Origin of the sequence: Peribacillus butanolivorans, assembly GCF_001273755.1 — a bacterium.
Taxonomy (GTDB): domain Bacteria; phylum Bacillota; class Bacilli; order Bacillales; family DSM-1321; genus Peribacillus; species Peribacillus butanolivorans.
This window is the reverse complement of record NZ_LGYA01000001.1, coordinates 2,464,638-2,484,065: the sequence shown is the minus strand read 5'-3', so window position 1 is coordinate 2,484,065 and position 19,428 is coordinate 2,464,638. Positions and strand designations below refer to the sequence as shown.

15 protein-coding genes and 1 pseudogene are annotated in these 19,428 nt (G+C 40.3%); 15 read left to right on the top strand and 1 reads right to left on the bottom strand.

Translation table 11 applies throughout. The annotated features are described in order from the left end of the window. The first annotated feature begins 12 nt into the window (after nt 1-12). The 3 genes from AKG34_RS11395 to AKG34_RS11385 all read left to right on the top strand — a co-directional run bounded on the left by AKG34_RS11395 (nt 13) and on the right by AKG34_RS11385 (nt 3,467). Nucleotides 13-1,638 carry an amidohydrolase gene (locus AKG34_RS11395; protein ID WP_053346184.1) on the top strand — a complete coding sequence of 542 codons (1,626 nt, stop codon included), beginning with the start codon at nt 13-15 and terminating at the stop codon, nt 1,636-1,638. 141 nt (nt 1,639-1,779) lie between these two features. After that, entirely contained in the window at nt 1,780-1,980 is a 201-nt protein-coding gene (locus AKG34_RS11390; RefSeq protein ID WP_053346183.1) for a DUF3311 domain-containing protein, read from the top strand. Next, a complete protein-coding gene (locus AKG34_RS11385) occupies nt 1,977-3,467 on the top strand; it encodes a sodium:solute symporter family protein (protein WP_053346182.1) in 1,491 nt (496 codons plus the stop codon). The genes AKG34_RS11390 and AKG34_RS11385 overlap by 4 nt, the downstream gene beginning before the upstream one ends. 166 nt (nt 3,468-3,633) lie before the next feature. Here AKG34_RS11385 and AKG34_RS26910 read toward each other — a convergent pair. Continuing rightward, a pseudogene (locus AKG34_RS26910) lies at nt 3,634-4,029 on the bottom strand (transposase); the annotation flags it as partial. Nucleotides 4,030-4,614: 585 nt separating this feature from the next. Here AKG34_RS26910 and AKG34_RS11380 point away from each other — a divergent pair. The 12 genes from AKG34_RS11380 (at nt 4,615) to AKG34_RS11325 (ending at nt 19,407) form a co-directional block, all read left to right on the top strand. Beyond that, nucleotides 4,615-5,973, top strand: a complete 1,359-nt coding sequence (locus AKG34_RS11380) for an MFS transporter (RefSeq protein ID WP_053346181.1) — start codon at nt 4,615-4,617, stop codon at nt 5,971-5,973. A 64-nt stretch (nt 5,974-6,037) separates the two neighbouring features. Further along, complete coding sequence (locus tag AKG34_RS11375) at nt 6,038-6,493, top strand: DUF3237 domain-containing protein (RefSeq protein ID WP_083450760.1); 456 nt, start codon at nt 6,038-6,040, stop codon at nt 6,491-6,493. 79 nt (nt 6,494-6,572) lie between these two features. Further along, complete coding sequence (locus AKG34_RS11370) at nt 6,573-8,783, top strand: helix-turn-helix domain-containing protein (RefSeq protein ID WP_053346180.1); 2,211 nt, start codon at nt 6,573-6,575, stop codon at nt 8,781-8,783. A gap of 152 nt (nt 8,784-8,935) precedes the next feature. Further along, on the top strand, nt 8,936-9,796 hold the full coding sequence (locus tag AKG34_RS11365; RefSeq protein ID WP_053346179.1) for a 3-hydroxyacyl-CoA dehydrogenase family protein: 861 nt from the start codon (nt 8,936-8,938) through the stop codon (nt 9,794-9,796). Between the two features lie 20 nt (nt 9,797-9,816). Next, entirely contained in the window at nt 9,817-10,593 is a 777-nt protein-coding gene (locus tag AKG34_RS11360; protein WP_053346178.1) for an enoyl-CoA hydratase/isomerase family protein, read from the top strand. 174 nt (nt 10,594-10,767) lie between these two features. Next, nucleotides 10,768-11,943, top strand: a complete 1,176-nt coding sequence (locus AKG34_RS11355; protein WP_053346177.1) for an acetyl-CoA C-acetyltransferase — start codon at nt 10,768-10,770, stop codon at nt 11,941-11,943. Between the two features lie 291 nt (nt 11,944-12,234). Further along, nucleotides 12,235-13,782, top strand: a complete 1,548-nt coding sequence (locus AKG34_RS11350) for a class I adenylate-forming enzyme family protein (protein WP_053346176.1) — start codon at nt 12,235-12,237, stop codon at nt 13,780-13,782. A gap of 25 nt (nt 13,783-13,807) precedes the next feature. Beyond that, on the top strand, nt 13,808-14,227 hold the full coding sequence (locus tag AKG34_RS11345; protein ID WP_083450913.1) for an acyl-CoA thioesterase: 420 nt from the start codon (nt 13,808-13,810) through the stop codon (nt 14,225-14,227). A gap of 4 nt (nt 14,228-14,231) precedes the next feature. Further along, a complete protein-coding gene (locus tag AKG34_RS11340) occupies nt 14,232-15,938 on the top strand; it encodes an acyl-CoA dehydrogenase FadE (protein ID WP_053346174.1) in 1,707 nt (568 codons plus the stop codon). A gap of 163 nt (nt 15,939-16,101) precedes the next feature. Beyond that, nucleotides 16,102-17,220: a cupin domain-containing protein gene (locus AKG34_RS11335; RefSeq protein ID WP_053346173.1), complete on the top strand. Its 1,119-nt coding sequence runs from the start codon at nt 16,102-16,104 to the stop codon at nt 17,218-17,220. Between the two features lie 20 nt (nt 17,221-17,240). Beyond that, nucleotides 17,241-18,089 carry a fumarylacetoacetate hydrolase family protein gene (locus AKG34_RS11330; protein ID WP_053346172.1) on the top strand — a complete coding sequence of 283 codons (849 nt, stop codon included), beginning with the start codon at nt 17,241-17,243 and terminating at the stop codon, nt 18,087-18,089. 88 nt (nt 18,090-18,177) lie between these two features. Beyond that, the gene (locus AKG34_RS11325) at nt 18,178-19,407 is read left to right on the top strand and encodes an FAD-dependent oxidoreductase (protein ID WP_053346171.1); all 1,230 of its coding nucleotides are present in this window, start codon (nt 18,178-18,180) and stop codon (nt 19,405-19,407) included. Nucleotides 19,408-19,428: the final 21 nt, after the last annotated feature.

The following is a 19,428-nucleotide window of genomic DNA, read 5'->3' as shown; positions in this document are numbered from 1 at the left end:
GATGGTGTATTTATGAATGCAAATCTAGTATTTATCAATGGTGAAGTTATTACATCAGACAGACAAAACTCAATAGTAGAATCTGTAGCAATAAAGGATAATCGAATAATTGGGGTCGGTTCAAATTTAGAAATGAAGGAATTCATTGGGGAGAAGACTGAAGTTATTGACTTAGCAGGTAAATCCCTTCTTCCTGGATTTATTGATTCTCACACACACCTGGTTTTATATGGGGTTTTTCAGTTGAATATCAGTTGTAAAGAAAGTCACATCGACTCTGTAGCAGCTTTGCTGAATGAGCTTAAGAAAAAATCGTTGGAAACCCCAAAAGGTGAATGGATAAGAGCCTGGGGGTTTAATGAAACCACAATAAAGGAAAAGAGGTATCCAACGATTGCTGAGCTAGATGCCATTTCAACTGATCATCCAATCATCATTACTCGTACATGTGGACATATCTGTATCGTAAACACAGCAGCTTTGGAGAAGGCTGGATTTGAAAGAAAGACACCGAATCCTCAAGGTGGAGTAATTGAAAAAAATGAGCAGGGGGAACTTACAGGTAAATTAATTGAAGCTGCAAATATGAAGATGAATGATGTAGCGAGCTATACAGATGCTGAACTTATGAAAGCTGTTAAAATCGCGTCGGATCATTTCATTTCAGGGGGTATCACGAGTATTCATGAAGCAGGTACTTTTGATTCTAATTGTTATCGTTTGTTACAAACAGCTATAAAAAACAAAGAAATCCGTGTTCGGGTATATGCAATAATTGGTACCATAAATGAATCCGATAAATTTGTAAATAAAATGATGAATGCAGGGATAGTAACCGGTACAGGGGATGAGAAATTTAGAGTCGGGCCGGCTAAAATATTTTTAGATGGAAGTAGCTCTGGTCCAACGATTGCAACTCGAGAACCCTACTCCAGCGATCCTAACAATTCCGGGATTCTTTATTATAGTGAGGAAGAAATATACAAAGTTCTAGGTGAAGCACATAAAAAAGGCTATCAAATTACCGTACACGCTCAAGGTGATAAAGCCATTGAAATGTATTTAAATTGCGTAGAAAGAGCGTTAAAAGAAGCTCCAAGGAAAAATCACCGTCATCGAATCGAGCATGCAGGGATTTCAACCCCAGATTTACAAGAAAGAATGAAACAACTTGAAGTCATCCCTATTCCAAACCCACCATTTCCATATGAATTTGGCGAGATATATGTTCACAACTATGGCGAACGTGTTAATTATATGTACGCTGCTCGTGATTATATAGATAAAGATATTGTTGCAGCGGGTAGTTCAGATGCACCGGTTACTGATTATAACCCTTTATTAGGAATTCATACTGCAGTTAATAGAAAAAGCCAATTTGGAGCCGAAATTGGCACTAATCAATCCATTAGTGTACTAGAAGCTATTAAACTTTACACATGGAATGGCGCTTATGCAAGTTTTGAAGAAGATATAAAAGGCAGCCTAGAGGTAGGGAAATTAGCTGATTTAGTAATATTAAATGACAGTATTTTAAAAGCTGAACCAGACCGTATTAAGGATTTGAAAGTGGAGACAACGATTATTGATGGAGAAATTGTATATCAAAAGGAGAATGATTTAATAATGAAAAATTAGATCTAAGCAAAAGGATTTGTTAATAAAAGGAGTTTCATTACAATTCTATTAATTTCACATTATTCTATTAACAAATCCTTTTATTATATTTGCTCTTAATCCATAAAAATTCAAACTATGAAATAGGAGGTCGAGCATATTTTGAAATATATTAAACTCTTACTCTTAATCCCTTTTATAGGGTTTGTAGGATTCTTGCCATTTGCAAATAAAATTGAACCTTACGTCTTAGGAATGCCTTTTCTTTTATTTTGGATTGTATTTTGGATGGTACTTTCCTCGATTATTTTAACCATTGTTTATAAGCTTGATCCTGATAATCAAGGGAGTGAGACAGAATGAATATATCATTATTTATTATTTTCATTTTCTTAATCCTAGCTCTTTATATAGGGATAGCAGCAAGAAGAGGAAAAGATATGAATTTGCAGCAATTTTCAGTTGGTGGCAGAGGTTTTGGAACCTTGTTCTTATTTCTATTAATAGCTGGAGAGGTTTATACGACTTTTACTTTTCTAGGCGCAAGTGGTTGGGCATATTCCAAAGGTGCTGCTGCATATTATGTGCCAACGTATATATTTCTAGCATATATCATATCTTATTGGATTGCACCTAAAATTTGGAGATACGGTAAAGAACATGGAATTATTTCACAACCTGACTATTTTGCATCTAAATACGATAGTCGTGCAATGGGAATTATTGTAGCTATTGTGGGAAGTTTATCGATTGTACCATATATTTGTATACAAATGAAAGGGTTAGGGATCATTGTTTCAGAAGCTTCTTACGGAGCTATTTCACCTGTAGTTGCAAGTGTTATAGGTGCAATAGTTATTACAACATATGTAATATTCTCTGGTATTCATGGCTCAGCTTGGACAGCTGTGCTTAAAGATATTATGATTTTGGGAGTGGTTATTTTTTTAGGTATATACATCCCTTTCCACTATTTTGGCGGGATTCAGCAAATGTTTAAGTCTGTTCAGGATGTTAAACCTGAATTGTTAACGTTAGCCAATCAGGGACTAAGTGTACCGTGGTTTATCTCTACTATCCTTTTAAATGCAATATCTTTTTATTTATTACCGACTTCTTTCTCAGTGGTTTTCTCAGCAAATGGTGAAAAATCACTTCGCAAAAATGCAATTACCCTACCTTTATACACCATATTATTACTGTTTGTTTTTTTTATTGGCTTTTCAGCTATCGTAAAAATCCCTGGTTTACAAGGAGCTGATGGAGATCTTTCTCTTTTAAGATTATCTATTCAAACATTTGATCCTTGGGTCATTGGAATAGTTGGAGCAGCTGGTTTACTAACGGCTCTAGTACCAGCATCTGTTATGTTATTGTCTGCATCTGTTGGCTTAACAAAAGGGGTTTACAATGTTATTTTTCCAAAAGCTACCGAAAAACAACAATTAGTAGCCTCAAAAATATTCATCATTATCCTTTCTTTGACTGCTTTAATCTTCACCATATCTGGCGGGGCAGCACTTGCACTGTTAAACATCATGTCATACAGTCTTATCGCACAATTGGCACCTGCATTATTCCTTAGCTTTTCCCCCAAAAATTATATTAATAAATATGGCGCAATGACTGGAATTATTACAGGAGTGCTCATTGTATTGTATGCTACGACTTTCAATATAAAAATCGAAACCTTTTTTCCAACAGTCCCACACACTATTAACGACATTAGTACAGGAGCAATAGCATTATTTATAAATATTTTAATAACCATTATTGTAAGTTTAGCTTCAAAAAATTTACCGATTAAAAAGGGGTCCCAGCAACAAAACGCAGAAAGTATACGTTATTAAGACCAAAATTGAAAAAACTTTTAAAAATGAAGGGCGGTACATATTGAACATGACTAATATGTACCGTTTAATTTCACGTGAGATTTTTCTTTTTTCTAAAGATACAGTTTAAGTATTTTAAAGGTTTGCATACCAAATAAATCCTATCGGGTTTCAATTTTTTGGATTACGCTACATGATTCTGAGACATAGAAAAGTTGTATACGACACCTAAGATATCAAAGACGGTTTTCTTCTCATACCTATGGGATTTTCGTCCGTTTTTCTGTAAGAGATTGAACAGACGAAACAATATCTTTGTTAATTCTTGGGTGTCTTTTTGTAAAGATTGATAAATAAGTGGAAAATAATCTTTTATGATATAAATCGCTTTATATTCGCTTAATTCTCGTTTCTTCTTGATGAGGAGTAATTAGCGCATTTGAAACATGATAGAGGAACAAAGAAGGATACTTATTAATTGTCCGTATAAGTGACATTCTAGTCGTTCTAATTTTACAGAATTACAGTGATGAATACGAAAAAATGATTTCCATGTTTTAAAGATAGGTTCAATTTGCCATCATAAGGAATTCACACATAAACATGGATACGAAACTAAAAAGCAATTTTCATATGAACAATAGCCTCGCTAGAATATACTGATAAGGCCATAACAACATGGTTAGTAGCCATGGGTTTAACTGAGAAGACTACATAATATCCATCTTACTTTTAATTTATGGCTCGACCCTTATAAATTCAACGGGTTTAGGATTCGAAAGAGATTAGAAGTAAGGGAGATTTTATAAACGGAGTTCCTTGCTTCTCTATAGCACTATATATATTTGTCAAATGATTCAAGTACATTAAGAAGAAAACTGTGCGTATTAAATTAGCGAACTTCTTCTTTTTTATATCACTCAGCTGTTGTACTAGTTAATGGGTAGGTTGAACTATCCGAATAGACTACATAATAACTGAAAATAAACTTCTTTTTTCCTACATTAAGTGGCTAACAATCTTAAACGCCAGCTAATAAAATTAGATTACGGAAAATTTAGATATTAAAGAGGAGGAACAAAGGTTATTAAAAAATGAAAGCGTTTCCTATTGTTGCAGTATACGATTTGTTAAATGAAACTAAATTTAAAGGAGGGCAATAATAATGAAGTTGATTAACCCAATGAAAGTAATCGACGGAAGCCGCATTCATTCATTTCATATTTGGCTTGTTTTCTGGCTTTTTCTCGTCATTTTGTTTGATGGATATGATGTTGTCATTTACGGGGCTGTCGTTCCGTCCCTTATTAAGGAATGGGGAATATCTGATGTGACAGCAGGTGCAATTGGTAGTTATACGGTAATGGGTACAGCGGCCGGCGCAATTGTATTCGGGTTACTTGCAGACAAATTGGGCAGAAAGAAAATTATCTTGTTGACCATTTTCCTCTTCAGCTTTTTCACACTGCTATCTGGGTTCGCTAATGGACCGACTATGTTTATAATTTTTCGTGTAATCGCTGGTGTTGGCCTAGGGGGAGTCATGCCAAATGTTATTGCCTTGACCACTGAATTTGCACCTAAGCACATCCGTTCTGCTCTTGTGTCATTCGTTTTTTGTGGTTATTCGGTTGGAGCTATAGCGGCTTCGCTTACAAGCCGGTCGCTTCTGCCGACGGCTGGCTGGGAGCCCGTTTTCTGGCTCGCGGGAATCCCTCTCTTGTTCTTTCCATTTTTAATCAAAATCATACCGGAATCTGTTAGTTTCCTAATTCAAACTGGTAAAGTGGAAGAAGCCAAGAAAGTTCTTGCCAAGATTGACCCAACAATAAACGTGAAAGAGGCAATAGAGATTAAGAAACCTAATGAGAGAGCACCAGGTTCACCTGTCGTAAAATTGTTCGAACAAAAACGTGCACTAAGCACCGTGATGTTCTGGATTTCCTGCTTCAGCGCATTTATTTTGATTTACTCGATGAATACATGGCTTCCACGCCTTATGATGCAGGCTGGTTATGACCTTAAATCAAGCCTCACCTTTATTGCGGTTATGCAAATCGGAGCTATTGTAGGTACCATTGTATTTGGGCGATTGGTGGATAAACTAGGCTTTAAGAAAGTACTTGTTCCCCTGTTCTTCTGTGGTGCGATTGCCCTGTCGCTCATCGGCTTCACGAACAGTCCATTTATCGCATACGCCCTGATTTCAGTAATAGGTGCTGCATCGGTGGGTGTACAGAATATGTCAAATGCATTTGTTTCCCAGTATTATCCTACTGAAATGCGTTCCACTGCCCTAGGCAGTACAATGGCTTTTGGACGTATGGGGGGGATAGTGGCTCCGACATTCGTAGGTATTCTTCTTACAATGAACCTGCAGCCCCAGTATAACTTCGCAGCAATTGCAAGCGCCGCTGTGCTTGGGGGATTCGCAATGCTGTTCGTTCAGGAGAAGCATGGTAATTATAATAAGGAAGCGAACCAACCTGAATCGGCAGAAGATCGTTTTAATGCCGCTAAATAATATTCAGAAATCCCGATGAGATGCTCTCTTCGGGATTTACGACTGAGAGGAAGGGGAAGAGGACATGGGCATTAATCTGAGGCATATTTTTACTGCGAATATACATGTGGACGACCCTATTGAAGTAGGGGATGTAGGAACTGGTATAAGAAGAGTCATTCCTATAACGGGTGGAACGTTTTCCGGGCCTGGGATAAAAGGAATTGTTTTGCCAGGTGGCGCGGATTACCAGATGATTCGATATGACGGCATGACGGAAGCACTTGCCCATTATACGATTCAAACAGATGAGGGGGTACCTATTTATGTTGTGAACAAAGGGTACCGGTATGGTCCCAAAGATATTATTGACCGTATAATCCAAGGGGAAGAGGTTCCAATTGGATCATATTATTTTAAAACGGCTCCCTTGTTTGAGACAGGCAGTGAAGAATATGCTTTTTTAAATCGAAATATTTTTGTAGGAGAAGGCATCAGAAGACCGTATGATGTTCAAATGAAATTTTATCAGGTACTTTGATTTTTGGTTTTCCCTCTTTCATTATGTGTTTCTTCATTTACAATAGATTTAGAGAGAATTCCGGAAGGAGGGATGGATTTTGTCTGACAGCAAAAGAGAGAAATTAATGAGAAAAGTAGATAATCATTTGCGAAAGACATCGCGTTATCTGATTAAGATTGACACAGAAGAAGAGGCACTGCAGTATTTGACCGATTCCTTTCGATCTGAACTATACTGCGATTTTGTTGGTGTCGTGTTAGATGAGGGTGGGCAGCTTTTGCCGAAAGCGTGGAGCGGCAACATACCTTCTGTAACCGAAGCCTTTCCATTTTCCACAGTTGACTGTTCTTCCAAACTCTTCCACCAAAGCGTAACGTATAAAACAGCGGATGTTCCGAAAAATTGCCATATGGCAAAAATATTGAAGAAGGCCAATATTAAAACTTGGTTTACTGTCCCCCTCAAAGACGACATTCACCATTTTGGCTTCTGCATAGTTGGTTTCTTAAGCTTCGTGCCGCTTTTGGATATGGAAATTCATTTTGAGGAATTTGGAAAGGATATGGCAGTAGCCATGGCAATGGCCAGGCAAAAGAAAACACAGCTGAAAAAAATAGAAGGCATTGAATGGATTAGCAAAAACCTCTCACTCGATGCACCATTTGAAACCCATATCGCTGAACTGACCTCTAGGGCAGGAAAGGGGACTAATGCTGATTTTGCGTGCATTTATTTATATAATGAAAAAGAAAACTGTTTAGTATTCCAACAACCCGCTTACGGGAAGATGGAATACGCAAAAAAAATTATGGTCCAAGATAATTATATGCTGAAAGACCACTTTCCCTTTCTAGAAACACCTGGTGGGAATCAGCTGACGATTCCTCTCTTCATTGACCTGAAACCGATAGGAGTCTTGCATATTGGGAACGAAGGGACAGGTGTATTTTCGGAAGATGATTTGAGAATGTTGGAGCTGTTGTCCAAACACGTTGCCACTTTGCTTGAAAATGCTCGTTTATATCATAGCGAAAGAGACCATAAACACAGGCTTCAATTTCTTTTGGATTCTCAGCAAGCGCTTGTGAAAGAAACGGTTGAAGTTGACAATTTTGATAGCATCACAACCATGCTCAGCGGAATATTTCAAAGTTCGGTCATCTTATTTGACCGGTTTATGCGGGAGTTATCATTTCTGAACTATGAACATGAAGGTGGCCCGCTATATACACATCAGTTGGCTGAAAGAGCAAAGGAAGAACTCGGAAATCAAAAAGGGAAAGAGCTTATCACCATGCAAGATCCCAGTAATGTAGACTATTATTTTTCATTCTGGCCAGTTAGTGGTGGTGGCAATTTGCTTGGCTACCTAGCCATTCGCAGGTCTGGTGTAGAAATGGACGAGTTCGACCGTCTGACGGTCGATTTAGCTCGGAATATTTGCTCAATCCAGTTTATAAAGCAAAAGCTCGTCCTGGATGCAAAAGAACAGGCGAAGGACAGCTTCATTAGCAAATTGCTGACAGAAAAAATTGATAATGAAGAAAGCATTATTCAATATGCAAACTTATTTCAATGGGACCTGTTCAGCCGCCATCGGTTGGCTGTTTTGTCCATAGAGCTTGATGGAAGTGAAATGGAAGGAAGCAATCTTCTTGAACAGCAGACGAAAAAAACGCTTGTTTGGGATTCGATAAAATCTCATCTGTCGGAACTCGATCGTACCTTTATATCTGCATCACATGACGAAAAGTTTGTTCTCATTGTTTCAACGGAAAAGGAAGGGGATAAGCCGAAAAAGTTTTGGGCCACGCTTTTTGAAAGTATTCAGCGCTGGGCCGCGAAGGGACCTATCGATTGTAGAGTACTGATGGGGATCGGGAGTGAAACGGAGAATATCCAGGATTATTATGTGAGCTATCAGCAGGCTGTTCAGACATTGAATATAGTAAGCAGTCGGTTCGAGAACACTGGTTTTTCACTTTTTAAAGACCTCGGTTCCTATACCATTCTCCATCACTTGGATCATTCAACTGTCATTGATTTATTTGTGAAGAGCCAACTAGGTCCACTCATCAAATATTCGGAAGGGAAAAACATCGATCTGTTCAATACTCTCCATGTTTTCCTTCAAAATAACGGGAATGTAAAAGGCACGGCTGAAGAACTTTATATTCATCGGAGTTCCCTCTTATACCGGCTTGAAAAGATCGAATTGCTTTTGGATGCCGAATTAAATGACGCTGAAGTCCGGTTCAATTTGATGATGGCATTAAAGCTTTATGATATGAATGGTGGACTTATCTAAAACAGCCTTTATAGGCTGTTTTTTTATCCTACAAAATAGACGAAAAAATTATAGATTTTCCCCTCGTTTTGTAGGTACAAACCCAAGATTTCCAAGGTTATAATTAATTTACAGAATATTGATAATTTTTTATACAGTCGGGAGATGGAGAGATGGAAGTTCAAATTCAAACAATCGGGGTAGTTGGTGCAGGTTCAATGGGCTCAGGCATAGCGAATCTAGCGGCAATGAATGGGTTTACAGTAATCTTGTGTGACATTGAAGACAGCTATTTGGAAAATGCAATAAAACGTATTGGAAACTTTATGGAAAAAAGTGTTGCAAGGGGAAAAATGACCGAAAATCAAAAACAAGAAACGCTCGGACGCATTCAAACCACGACGGGCCTTGAAGATATGAAAGACGCGGATGTCGTGATTGAAGCTGTTTTGGAAGATCTCCATTTGAAAAAACAAGTGTTCTCTAAACTCGACCAAATCGTTCGTGAAGGTGTGATTCTGGCAACTAACACATCTTCGATGTCGATTACTGAAATTGCAGCGGCGACACAGCATCCGGAACGGGTGGCTGGTATGCATTTCTTTAACCCGGCACAATTAATGAAACTTGTAGAGGTGGTTCGTGGATATCAGACAAGCGATGAAACTGTAGAAAAATTGAAAGAACTCTCTAAACAGCTGACCAAAGAACCGGTAGAGGTGAAAAAAGATACGCCGGGATTCATTGTCAACCGGATCATGATTCCACAGTTTATCGAGGCGATCAAGCTGCTGGAAGAAGGTGTGGCGTCTGCTGAAGATATCGATAAGGCTGTTACGCTAGGCCTGAACTATCCTATGGGTCCATTCACACTGCAGGACTTTGCGGGCGTGGATATTGGGTACCACGTGATGGAGTATTTCAAAGAGGAATTCAACGATGATCATTTTGCTCCCCCTCTTCTTCTGAAACAGCTAGTCAGGGCGGGAAGACACGGTAAGAAAACAGGGGCTGGGTTTTACGACTATAAATAATAAGAATGGGGTTGGAATGAATGTATAAATTTTTATTATGTGAAATCGAGGATAAAGTCGCAGTTGTAACCATTAACCGGCCGCCCGTCAATCCATTGAACACACAGGTATTCCAAGAACTTTCAATCATAATTGACGAGCTTGAAGCCAATGAAGATGTTCGAGCGATTGTCCTTACTGGCAGCGGGGAGAAAGCGTTCGTCGCAGGGGCCGACATCAATGAAATGGCAAGTCTTGATCTTGTCGGAATCAATATGATGAACAAGACATCCAGAACGGTATTTACGAAAATTGAGAATGTGACGAAGCCGGTCATTGCCGCGTTGAATGGAATGGCGCTGGGTGGGGGTCTCGAGCTCGCGCTTGCCTGTGACCTGCGAATAAGTTCGGAACGGGCGAAGTTTGCCTTCCCGGAAGTGGGCCTCGGTATCATTCCAGGGGGAGGTGGTACCCAGCGGCTACAGAAGATCGTCGGACAGGGTGTGGCCAAAGAACTGCTTTACTTCGGAGATATGATCAATGCGCAACGGGCACTGGATTTACATATTGTCAATAAATTGGTCGCTGCTGGAGAGGTGCTGGAGACAGCGAAGGAATGGGCCGGAAAATTGGCGAAAAAACCACCTGTTGCTCTTCAAATGGTGAAGACTGCAGTCAATGCTGGAGGCAATACTGACCTCGAATCGGGTTTGATTATCGAAAGCGTTTGCTTTGGTAATGCATTTTCAACGGAAGATCGGAAAGAAGGACTGAAGGCCTTCTTTGAAAAAAGAGAACCAATTTATTCAGGAAGATAAACAGTGAGCAACACTAGATAATTAAAACCAAAAGGTAGATATGAAGGCAATTAAAGAGGTATTCAACTGTAGATTCCAGGACATTTAATGGTGGTAGCTAAGAACATAAGGCTGAATGATACGCCCAACAACGAGTATTGAATAACAGATTTAATATAAAATGAGGTGAATGAAGTGAAGGAAATCTTATTGTTAGAAGGAGCAAGGACGCCATTTGCTGAAATTTCAGGATCGTTCCGTGATATCACAGCAACGGACTTAGGCGTCTTTGCCGCAAAAGAAGCCATACGACGAGCCAAAATTTCAGGTGAAGATATCGATCAAGTCGTATTCGGAAATGTGCAGCAATCAAGCAAAGATGCCCATTTGCTAGCAAGACATGTTGGGTTAAAAGCTGGTACCCCAATTCACGTCCCTGCATTGACCATTAATAGACTATGCGGAACGGGTGTTGAATCTATTTTAACAGCAGCACGTTACATATTAACAGGAGAAGCGAATGTCGTGTTAGCAGGAGGAACTGAAAGCATGAGTCAGGTACCGCATGTAATTCGCGGTATGAGATGGGGAAGTCAACTAGGGGCGCCTGTTGTAGAAGACTGGGTATGGGACGGCCTATACGATACCTATGGAGAATGTACAATGGGTGAAACCGCTGAAAATTTGGCTGCCAAATATAATCTGTCCAGGGAAGAAATAGATCAGCACGCTTTCACAAGCCATGAACGTGCCCTTGCTGCAAGAGAAAAAGGCTATTTAAAGGAAGAAATTGTACCTGTGACCGTGAAAGGCAGAAAAGGCGATAAAGTCATTGAAGACGATGAACATATTCGGCATACTAGCATGGTGCAGCTTGGGAAACTGAAGGCGAGATTTGTTGAAAACGGCGTAGTAACACCAGGTAATGCGAGTGGCATGGTTGACGGCGCGGCCGCAGTCATTGTAGCCTCAAGTGACTATGCGGAAGTAAAAGGACTGAAGCCGATTGCTCGTCTTGTTTCCTGGGACGTAGTCGGAGTAGAGCCAAAGTACATGGGGATTGGACCTGTTCCGGCCATTCAAAGTGCATTGAAAAAAGCAAACTTAACAATCGCAGACTTAGATCTGATCGAAATCAATGAAGCATTCTCAGCTCAGTACCTTGCTTGTCAAAAAGAATTAGGGTTTAACCTTGAAATAGGAAATGTAAACGGTGGGGCAGTCGCATTGGGGCATCCGCTTGCGGCAACCGGAACAAGAATCGTAACCGCACTCATTTATGAATTAAGAAGACGCAATAAAAAATATGGGGCATCGGCTATTTGCATTGGCGGAGGCCAGGGAATTGCGGCAATTTGGGAAGCATTATAAAGATGTGATTTATAGAAATGTATGTTCAAAGTTTAAGGCAGCCCTATTCCAGGGATTGAAAGGGTTTTGTGCACAGCAGACGAAATAACTGATGGAAGTGAAAAATGATACGCAGGGATTCATGGTCAACCTGATTAGGATTCCATATCGAGGCGGTCATGCTGAAAAATAGAAGTTAATGTAGGCTAAATGGTTCAGTGAAAAGGGAAAACAAGTTTCTGGCTAAAAATCAAATTTAGAGGCAAGAAAAAATGGAAGGATTTTTAGAATCATACGGGAGCGAGTGAGTATATGAAAAAGGATCAGAATCTTTTGACAGTTTATGGTTTATTGGAGCGTGCTGTTTCAGGTAAAGAGGATAAAGAAGCGATATATGATTTGAAGAGACGGTTCTCCTACCATGAAATGATAAAGGATGTGGATCGGTTTGCCGTGACATTCTACAATCTGGGCATAAAAAAAATGGACCGGATTGCTGTGTCATTGCCCAACTGGTATGAAACAGTGGTTATATTTTTTGCTGCAGCCAAAATTGGGGCGGTGATCGTCCCCTTTAACCACAAATATCGAACACATGAAGTCGAATACATCTTAAAGAATTCCGAGCCGAAAGCGTTGATAGTGACTGAAGAATTTGATCAAAACTTTGGGTTAAAAGAAGCGCAGTCGATTGTACCGTCATTGATCTCTGTACGGTTCACACGGGATGGTCTCCATTCATACGAGAACAAAATCGATGGTGATGTCATGGAAGCTGAAATTGATGTAAATAACGATCTATTTTGTATTTTGTATACGTCCGGGACAACCGGTGTGCCAAAAGGCGTTATGATCACGCACAGAGGTGTGGTACAATCCGCGAATACATTAGCAGGGGAACTTAGATGTACTGAAGAGGACGTTTTTGTTGTATCAGCGCCGCTGTTTCATATCTTTGGCATGGCATGCAACTTGTTTTGCGGCGTATCCGCCGGGGCACGAATGGTGTTACAGGAGAAATATCATCCCCGTGAAACTCTTAAACTGATTGAACAAGAAAAAGTCACGATAAAGATGGGTGTTCCAACAATGTTCATTAAAGAAATAGGACTGGAGGATTTTGATAGTTACGACTTGTCGACATTGCGTACAGGAATGGTGGGATCTGCTCCAATTCCACCAAGTAAAGTCAAGGAAATACGAGATCGCATGGGCATAAAACTTTGTCAATCATTTGGGATAACGGAAACAGTTACGGTTACAATGACACCTTATGATGATGATGAACAGAAAATAACGAAGACACTCGGAAAACCGATTCCGGGGGTTGAGTTGAAAATTGTTGATGAAAACAGACTTGAAATCCCATTAGGGGAAACAGGGGAGATAGCCCTCAAAAGCTTTGGTTTGATGAAAGGTTACTATAAAATGCCAGAACAGACGGACAATGTTCTTGATCAAGATGGATGGTTCTATACAGGTGATCTAGGTGTGCAGGATGAAGAAGGATATCTGCATTTTGTAGGCAGAAAAAAAGAAATGATAATCCGTGGGGGCTATAACATATATCCTCAGGAAATTGAAAGTGTGCTGACCAAACATCCAAACATCAAGGTTGCTTCAGTCGTGGGCATTCCAGATGAAGTGCTTGGTGAAGTGGTGTGCGCCTTCATTCAACTAAAAAAAGGAACAGAAATTACAGAAGAAGAAATTAAATCCTATGTAAAGAAACAAATAGCAAATTATAAAGTCCCAGGGAAAGTCATGTTCATTGAGAATTTTCCAATGACTGCTAGCGGGAAAATCCAAAAATCGAGACTTCTTGATCAGATGGATGCGAAGGTCAGCCGTCCAGTCTGAAATTGAAAGGAGCATATCTAACATGATAGCAGAATACTCGTTCCAGGTAAGATGGGGTGACACGGACGCAGCAGGAATAGTGTTTTACCCTAACTTTTATAAATGGATGGATGAAGCCACTCATGAATATTTGTCAGCCATAGGGTATCCATCCTCTAAACTTTATGCAGAACAGCAAATTGGTGTCCCTTTATTAGAGGCTAATTGCGTTTTCAAAGGTCCTCTTTTCTTTGAGGATAGCGTTGTTGTACAAAGTGCAGTTGAAGAATTACAAAACAAAGTATTCAAATTACGACATGCTTTTATTAGAGGCGAACAAATAGTAGCTGAAGGGTATGAATTACGCGCCTGGACATCATTTGAGGGTAAACCGAAGGCGCTACCGATTCCTGATGATATCCGGGAAAAAATGATGCCGAAGACCCACCAGTCTATGAAGAGGTGAATACATGCTTACGGATAAAAAGGAACTCAAACATTTTTTAAATACTGACATCCTTCCTGACGAAATTTTCACACCCGAAGACTTTAATGATGAACATATTATGCTGAAAGACATGACTGAAAAATTTGTGAAGAACAGAGTTTACCCTGCGTTAGGAAACATAGAAAACCAGGAGTTTGATGAAACTGTGCGTCTCATCAAAGAGGCAGGTGAACTCGGTCTAATCAGCGCAGATATTCCAGAGCAAGATGGCGGTCTAGAGCTTGGAAAAGTCAGTGCGTCCATCATATCTGAAAAAATGGCGCTTGGCCGTTCGTTTTCCATTACATTTGGAGGGCAGACCGGGATTGGAGCGTTGCCAATTGCCTATTTTGGGACTGAGAAACAAAAGGCGATGTACCTCCCAAAAATGTTATCAGGTGAGACTATTGCAGCTTATGCACTAACCGAACCTTCATCCGGCACGGATGCAATGAGTGCAAAGACGGCAGCGGTATTATCAAAATGTGGGACATATTACATCTTAAATGGAGAAAAACAATGGATTTCCAACTCTTCTATCGCTGGCCTATTTATTGTGTATGCAAAAGTGAACGGTGAAAAGTTTACTGCTTTCATTATTGAAAAAGGTTACGAAGGAGTCTCCATTAGTCCGGAAGAAAAGAAAATGGGGTTGCGGGGGTCTTCCACGTGTTCTCTCATTTTGGATAATGTAAGAGTACCTTCTGAAAATGTTATTGGTGAAGTAGGGAGAGGGCATATTATTGCGTTTAACGTATTGAATATCGGCCGCCATAAGATTTCAGCCACTTCACTGGGAACTGCAAAGAGATCTATTGAGCTAGCAGTTAGCTATGCCAATGAAAGAAAGCAATTTGGCCTGCCTATTTGCAGCTTCAACTTAATCAAAAATAAACTAGCAGATATGGCTATAAAAACGTACGCTAATGAAAGTTCCGTGTATAGAACTGCTGGCGCGATGCAAGAAGGGTTTGAAAATATGAAACAGACGGGCTCCACTGACTTTGGTGAAACGATAGCCCGTTATGCTTTAGCGTGTTCAATCAACAAAGTTATGTCCACAGAAGTTCTTGACTTTATCGTCGATGAAGCATTGCAAATCCACGGTGGCTATGGATATATGGAGGAATATGAGATAGAGAAACTATATCGTGATTCCAGGGTTAATCGGATTTTTGAAGGTACGAATGAAATTAATAGAATCCTCATTGCTACAACATTGCTGAAAGCTTATGAATTGCCTAGTAAGAAAGGTAATGTCGACGAAGGATCGTTACTACGTGAAAAGCAGACACTCCAGCTGATGAAAAACCTTTTTCATTCTACAATAGAGGCTGTTCAGAAGAACGGCCTAACAAATTTAAATCAAGAACAGGAAACAGCTGCATTTATCGCAGACCTAGTCATCGGAATTTATTCGGCGGAAAGCTCCATTTTACGAACGGAAAAAGCAGTACAAGTAACAGGGAAAGATAAAAGCAGCCAAAAAATTGCTTATACGAAAGTATTTATCCATGAAACATCCCAAATGGTCGCCATCAGAGCCTTGAATATTCTAAATCATCTCAGTGACGATGAAGTATTTTCGCGGATTGCTGGCCGTCTTATCATGAGTAGCCCGGAAGATATTGTGGAAGTGAAGCGTAGAATTGCCGATGTAATTATTGAAGCTAAAAAATATGTTTCTTAGATATTAGTGCAGATACCTGATGCTACCCCGATTATTGGGAGCGATAAACAAAGTTCTATTATTAGGAATTTTGGGAATTCATCGAGATAACTAAGTTATCTATTTAGACTTAATAATGGAATCGCTTTCAAATCAGAGGTTTATTTTATAAGGAGTGAATTGAATGGCTAAAGGTGAAGTTTATACCCAGGAAAAGCTAGATCAGTATTATGAAGGAATGAAGAAAAAAAATCTTGGTCCTCTATGGTACGATCTTGGCCATATGGTAACTAAAGAGCCGGTACATGATGTAGAGCCGTATTTATGGAAGTGGAGATCCATCCGTGAATTTGTGCTGACTGCAGGGGAATTGCTGGAGCCAGGGAAAGACGCGGAGCGCCGTGTAGTGTATCTTCAAAATCCCAGCCTGCTGAAGCGAGGTCTTGTTGGGTATGGAACACATACCTTATATGCTGGCATTCAGCTACTGTTACCTGGTGAGAGCGCTCCCTCCCATCATCACTCGCAATCTGCGATCCGTTTTGTTATTGAAGGGGACGGGGCATACACGGCGGTTAATGGAGAGAAAACGTATATGGAACGTGGAGACATGATTTTGACGCCGGCATGGACTTGGCATGAGCACAAGCATGAAGGAACAGAGCCGATGTTTTGGATGGATGGGCTAGATGTCGGTCTCGTCCGTACGATGGCTGCATCGTTTTTTGAGCCGTTTGAGGAAGAGTCCTACCCAATGGAAGCACCGGAAAACTATGCTAATCAGCAATTTTCAACGGGAGCGTTTAAAAAGCTAAATGAAAAATCAGCTCCTGATTATCCATCACCAATTTTCGGTTACAAATTCGATCGTGTTAAATATTTGCTTAATCATATGACAGAAGCAGATTTTGACCCGTTTGACGGCTATGCGATTGAATATATTAACCCAACCACAGGTGGCTCTGCTGATTTACGCATTGGCACAATGATGCAAAAGCTGAAACCAGGTCAGCAAACGAAAGCGCACCGACATGTTCACAGCGCAATTTTTCATGTTCTTGAAGGTACAGGCTATACGGTCATTGATGGTCAGAAGTTTGAATGGGAAAAAGGAGATTTCTTTATTCTACCACCATGGAGCAATCATGAGCATGTGAACACGGGAATTGAAGATGTGTTCCTATTCTCCTTCAATGACAAACCAGTCATGGAAAAATTAGAGCTTGAATTCAGCGAGGGTTACCAAGAAAATGATGGACACCAGGTAGTGGAAAAAGTCTTTATTCCTGACGGAACCGTTTGAGAAGAGAAGGGGGAGGCATTGTGAAGATTGCTATTTTTAATGACGATTTACTTGGAGTAGTAATGGGAGACCGTGTAACAGATGTATCAAAAGTAGCAGGTTGGGATAAAGCTGACCCGAATGCTTCTTTCCTCAAGCTCGTTGAATATTTTAATGAACTTAAAGAGGAAATGAATCGGGAAGCGGAAACAGGCACTTCTTATTCATTGAACGAGGTGAGATTGAAATCCCCCGTTCCAAGTACACGGAAAATTTGGGCTGCACCTGTGAACTATCGAAAACATCAAGAAGAAATGAATAAAATATTCAACAACGCACCTAGGACAATCGAAGAAATTGCCTTGTTTCTGAAATCACCTGAGTCCTTATCAGGCCCCTCTGACCCTATTTTACTTCCTTATAAGGATCGTCGTACGGACCATGAGGCGGAGCTTGGATATGTGGTCGGTAAAAAGGCGAAAAATGTAAAGGTGGAAGAGGCAAAAGATTATATCTTTGGTTATTTTGCCTTATTGGATATTTCCATTCGGGGCAATGAAGAGCGGACCTGGAGAAAGTCGTTTGATTCATTTACTCCGATTGGACCATGGATTGTGACTGCCGATGAAATCGAAGATCCTAATGACTTGGCCATGACATTATGGGTGAACGATGAAGTACGTCAGGATGGAAGTACAAAACATCTCATTTACGATTGCTATAAATGTTTTGAAGTGGCATGCGATAATATGACGCTCCTTCCTGGAGATATTGTGGCAACCGGTACCCCTGAAGGAGTTGGTCCGATTGAAGCGGGGGACTGTGTCCGCATTAAAATTGACCAAATTGGTGAATTCACAGTAGATGTTAAACTAGCCGGAGAAGTTTAAGCGATTGTAAAACTGAAAATAGTCTATTTTGCCTTATAATTCTAACCACAAGTAATTATTAAATATTAAAAAAAGGAGAATCTCATCTATGGAAAAAGTAAATAAATGCGATGTAATAGTTGTTGGAGCTGGCCCGGTTGGTTTAGTAGCGGGTCTTGCATTGAAACAAAAAGGGATTTCTTCTGTAGTAATTGAAGCGGATCCACATGGCCGTCCTCGTCCGGGCAGCCGGGCGATCTATACTCACAGTGCGACTCTAAAACTTTTGGAAGAAATTTCGAAAGGACTTGGGTTCACACTAGGGCGCAATGGAATCATTTGGCCGGTTAAGCGAACGCTTTATAAAGGAAAAGAAGTGTATGTCCGTAATTATGGTTTTACGGATAATACCGATCAAAATAAATTACCCCATTTCACGGCATTGCACCAAGATGATATTGAAAAGCATATTTATGATGCCTGTCTTGACGCTGGTGTTGAATTCGTTTGGGGTTCACCAGTGGAAAAATTGGATATTACCGATGTTGGGGTGAGATTGACTACAAAATCCGGTGAAATGTGGGAAGCACAATACATTATTGGCAGTGACGGATCACATTCTGTTGTAAGAGAACAGGCTGGTTTAAAATTTGAAGGACCACGAACGGCAGATACATTCCTTGTAGTTGATGTAAAGGAAGATGAGGAAAATCCCCTACCGCTTGAGCGTACATTTCATTATCAACATCCAGCCATGGGAGGAAGGAATGTGATGTTTGTTCCGTTTAATGGCGGCTGGCGTGTGGACCTTCAGCTTTTAGAAGGGGACAATCCGGATGACTATACAAATATCGAGGGTGTCAAAAAGTGGCTTCCAAAAGTGATGGATGCTAAATATGCTGAGCGTATTACATGGGTATCTACATACCGTTTTCATCAGGTTGTTGCCAATTCCTTTACAGATGAAAAAAGGCGAATTCTTCTCGCCGGTGAAGCAGCCCATTTGTTTGCTCCTTTTGGTGCCCGTGGATTGAACTCCGGTGTACCGGATGCAATTATTTCTGTACGGGGGATTGAGAAAGCACTTCAATCTAATTCTGAAACGGAGCGGAAAGCAGCAGTTGATGCAGCAGCAACTGAAAGACGGATTGCCGCAAAGTGGAACCGCGACGGATCAACCACTGCATTGCATCACCTTCAAGGGGATGCCCCTGAAATGAACCTAAAGCGTGAACTTGCAGCATCCCTCGTATCCATAGTTCCAAGACTGGGACGATGGCTCGATGAAGGCCCATATGGACCGAAATTTGGTCCTCCAGAACTAACAACAAAATATTAACAGATAATGGGTTGCAGGGAT

Excerpts from the sequence above, each read along its gene's own strand:
- AKG34_RS11325 (WP_053346171.1), top strand. The coding sequence starts at position 18,178 with ATGGAAAAAGTAAATAAATGCGATGTAATAGTTGTTGGAGCTGGCCCG.
- AKG34_RS11360 (WP_053346178.1), top strand. The coding sequence starts at position 9,817 with ATGTATAAATTTTTATTATGTGAAATCGAGGATAAAGTCGCAGTTGTA.
- AKG34_RS11385 (WP_053346182.1), top strand. The coding sequence starts at position 1,977 with ATGAATATATCATTATTTATTATTTTCATTTTCTTAATCCTAGCTCTT.
- AKG34_RS11365 (WP_053346179.1), top strand. The coding sequence starts at position 8,936 with ATGGAAGTTCAAATTCAAACAATCGGGGTAGTTGGTGCAGGTTCAATG.
- AKG34_RS11375 (WP_083450760.1), top strand. The coding sequence starts at position 6,038 with ATGGGCATTAATCTGAGGCATATTTTTACTGCGAATATACATGTGGAC.
- AKG34_RS11350 (WP_053346176.1), top strand. The coding sequence starts at position 12,235 with ATGAAAAAGGATCAGAATCTTTTGACAGTTTATGGTTTATTGGAGCGT.
- AKG34_RS11340 (WP_053346174.1), top strand. The coding sequence starts at position 14,232 with ATGCTTACGGATAAAAAGGAACTCAAACATTTTTTAAATACTGACATC.
- AKG34_RS11395 (WP_053346184.1), top strand. The coding sequence starts at position 13 with ATGAATGCAAATCTAGTATTTATCAATGGTGAAGTTATTACATCAGAC.
- AKG34_RS11380 (WP_053346181.1), top strand. The coding sequence starts at position 4,615 with ATGAAGTTGATTAACCCAATGAAAGTAATCGACGGAAGCCGCATTCAT.
- AKG34_RS11335 (WP_053346173.1), top strand. The coding sequence starts at position 16,102 with ATGGCTAAAGGTGAAGTTTATACCCAGGAAAAGCTAGATCAGTATTAT.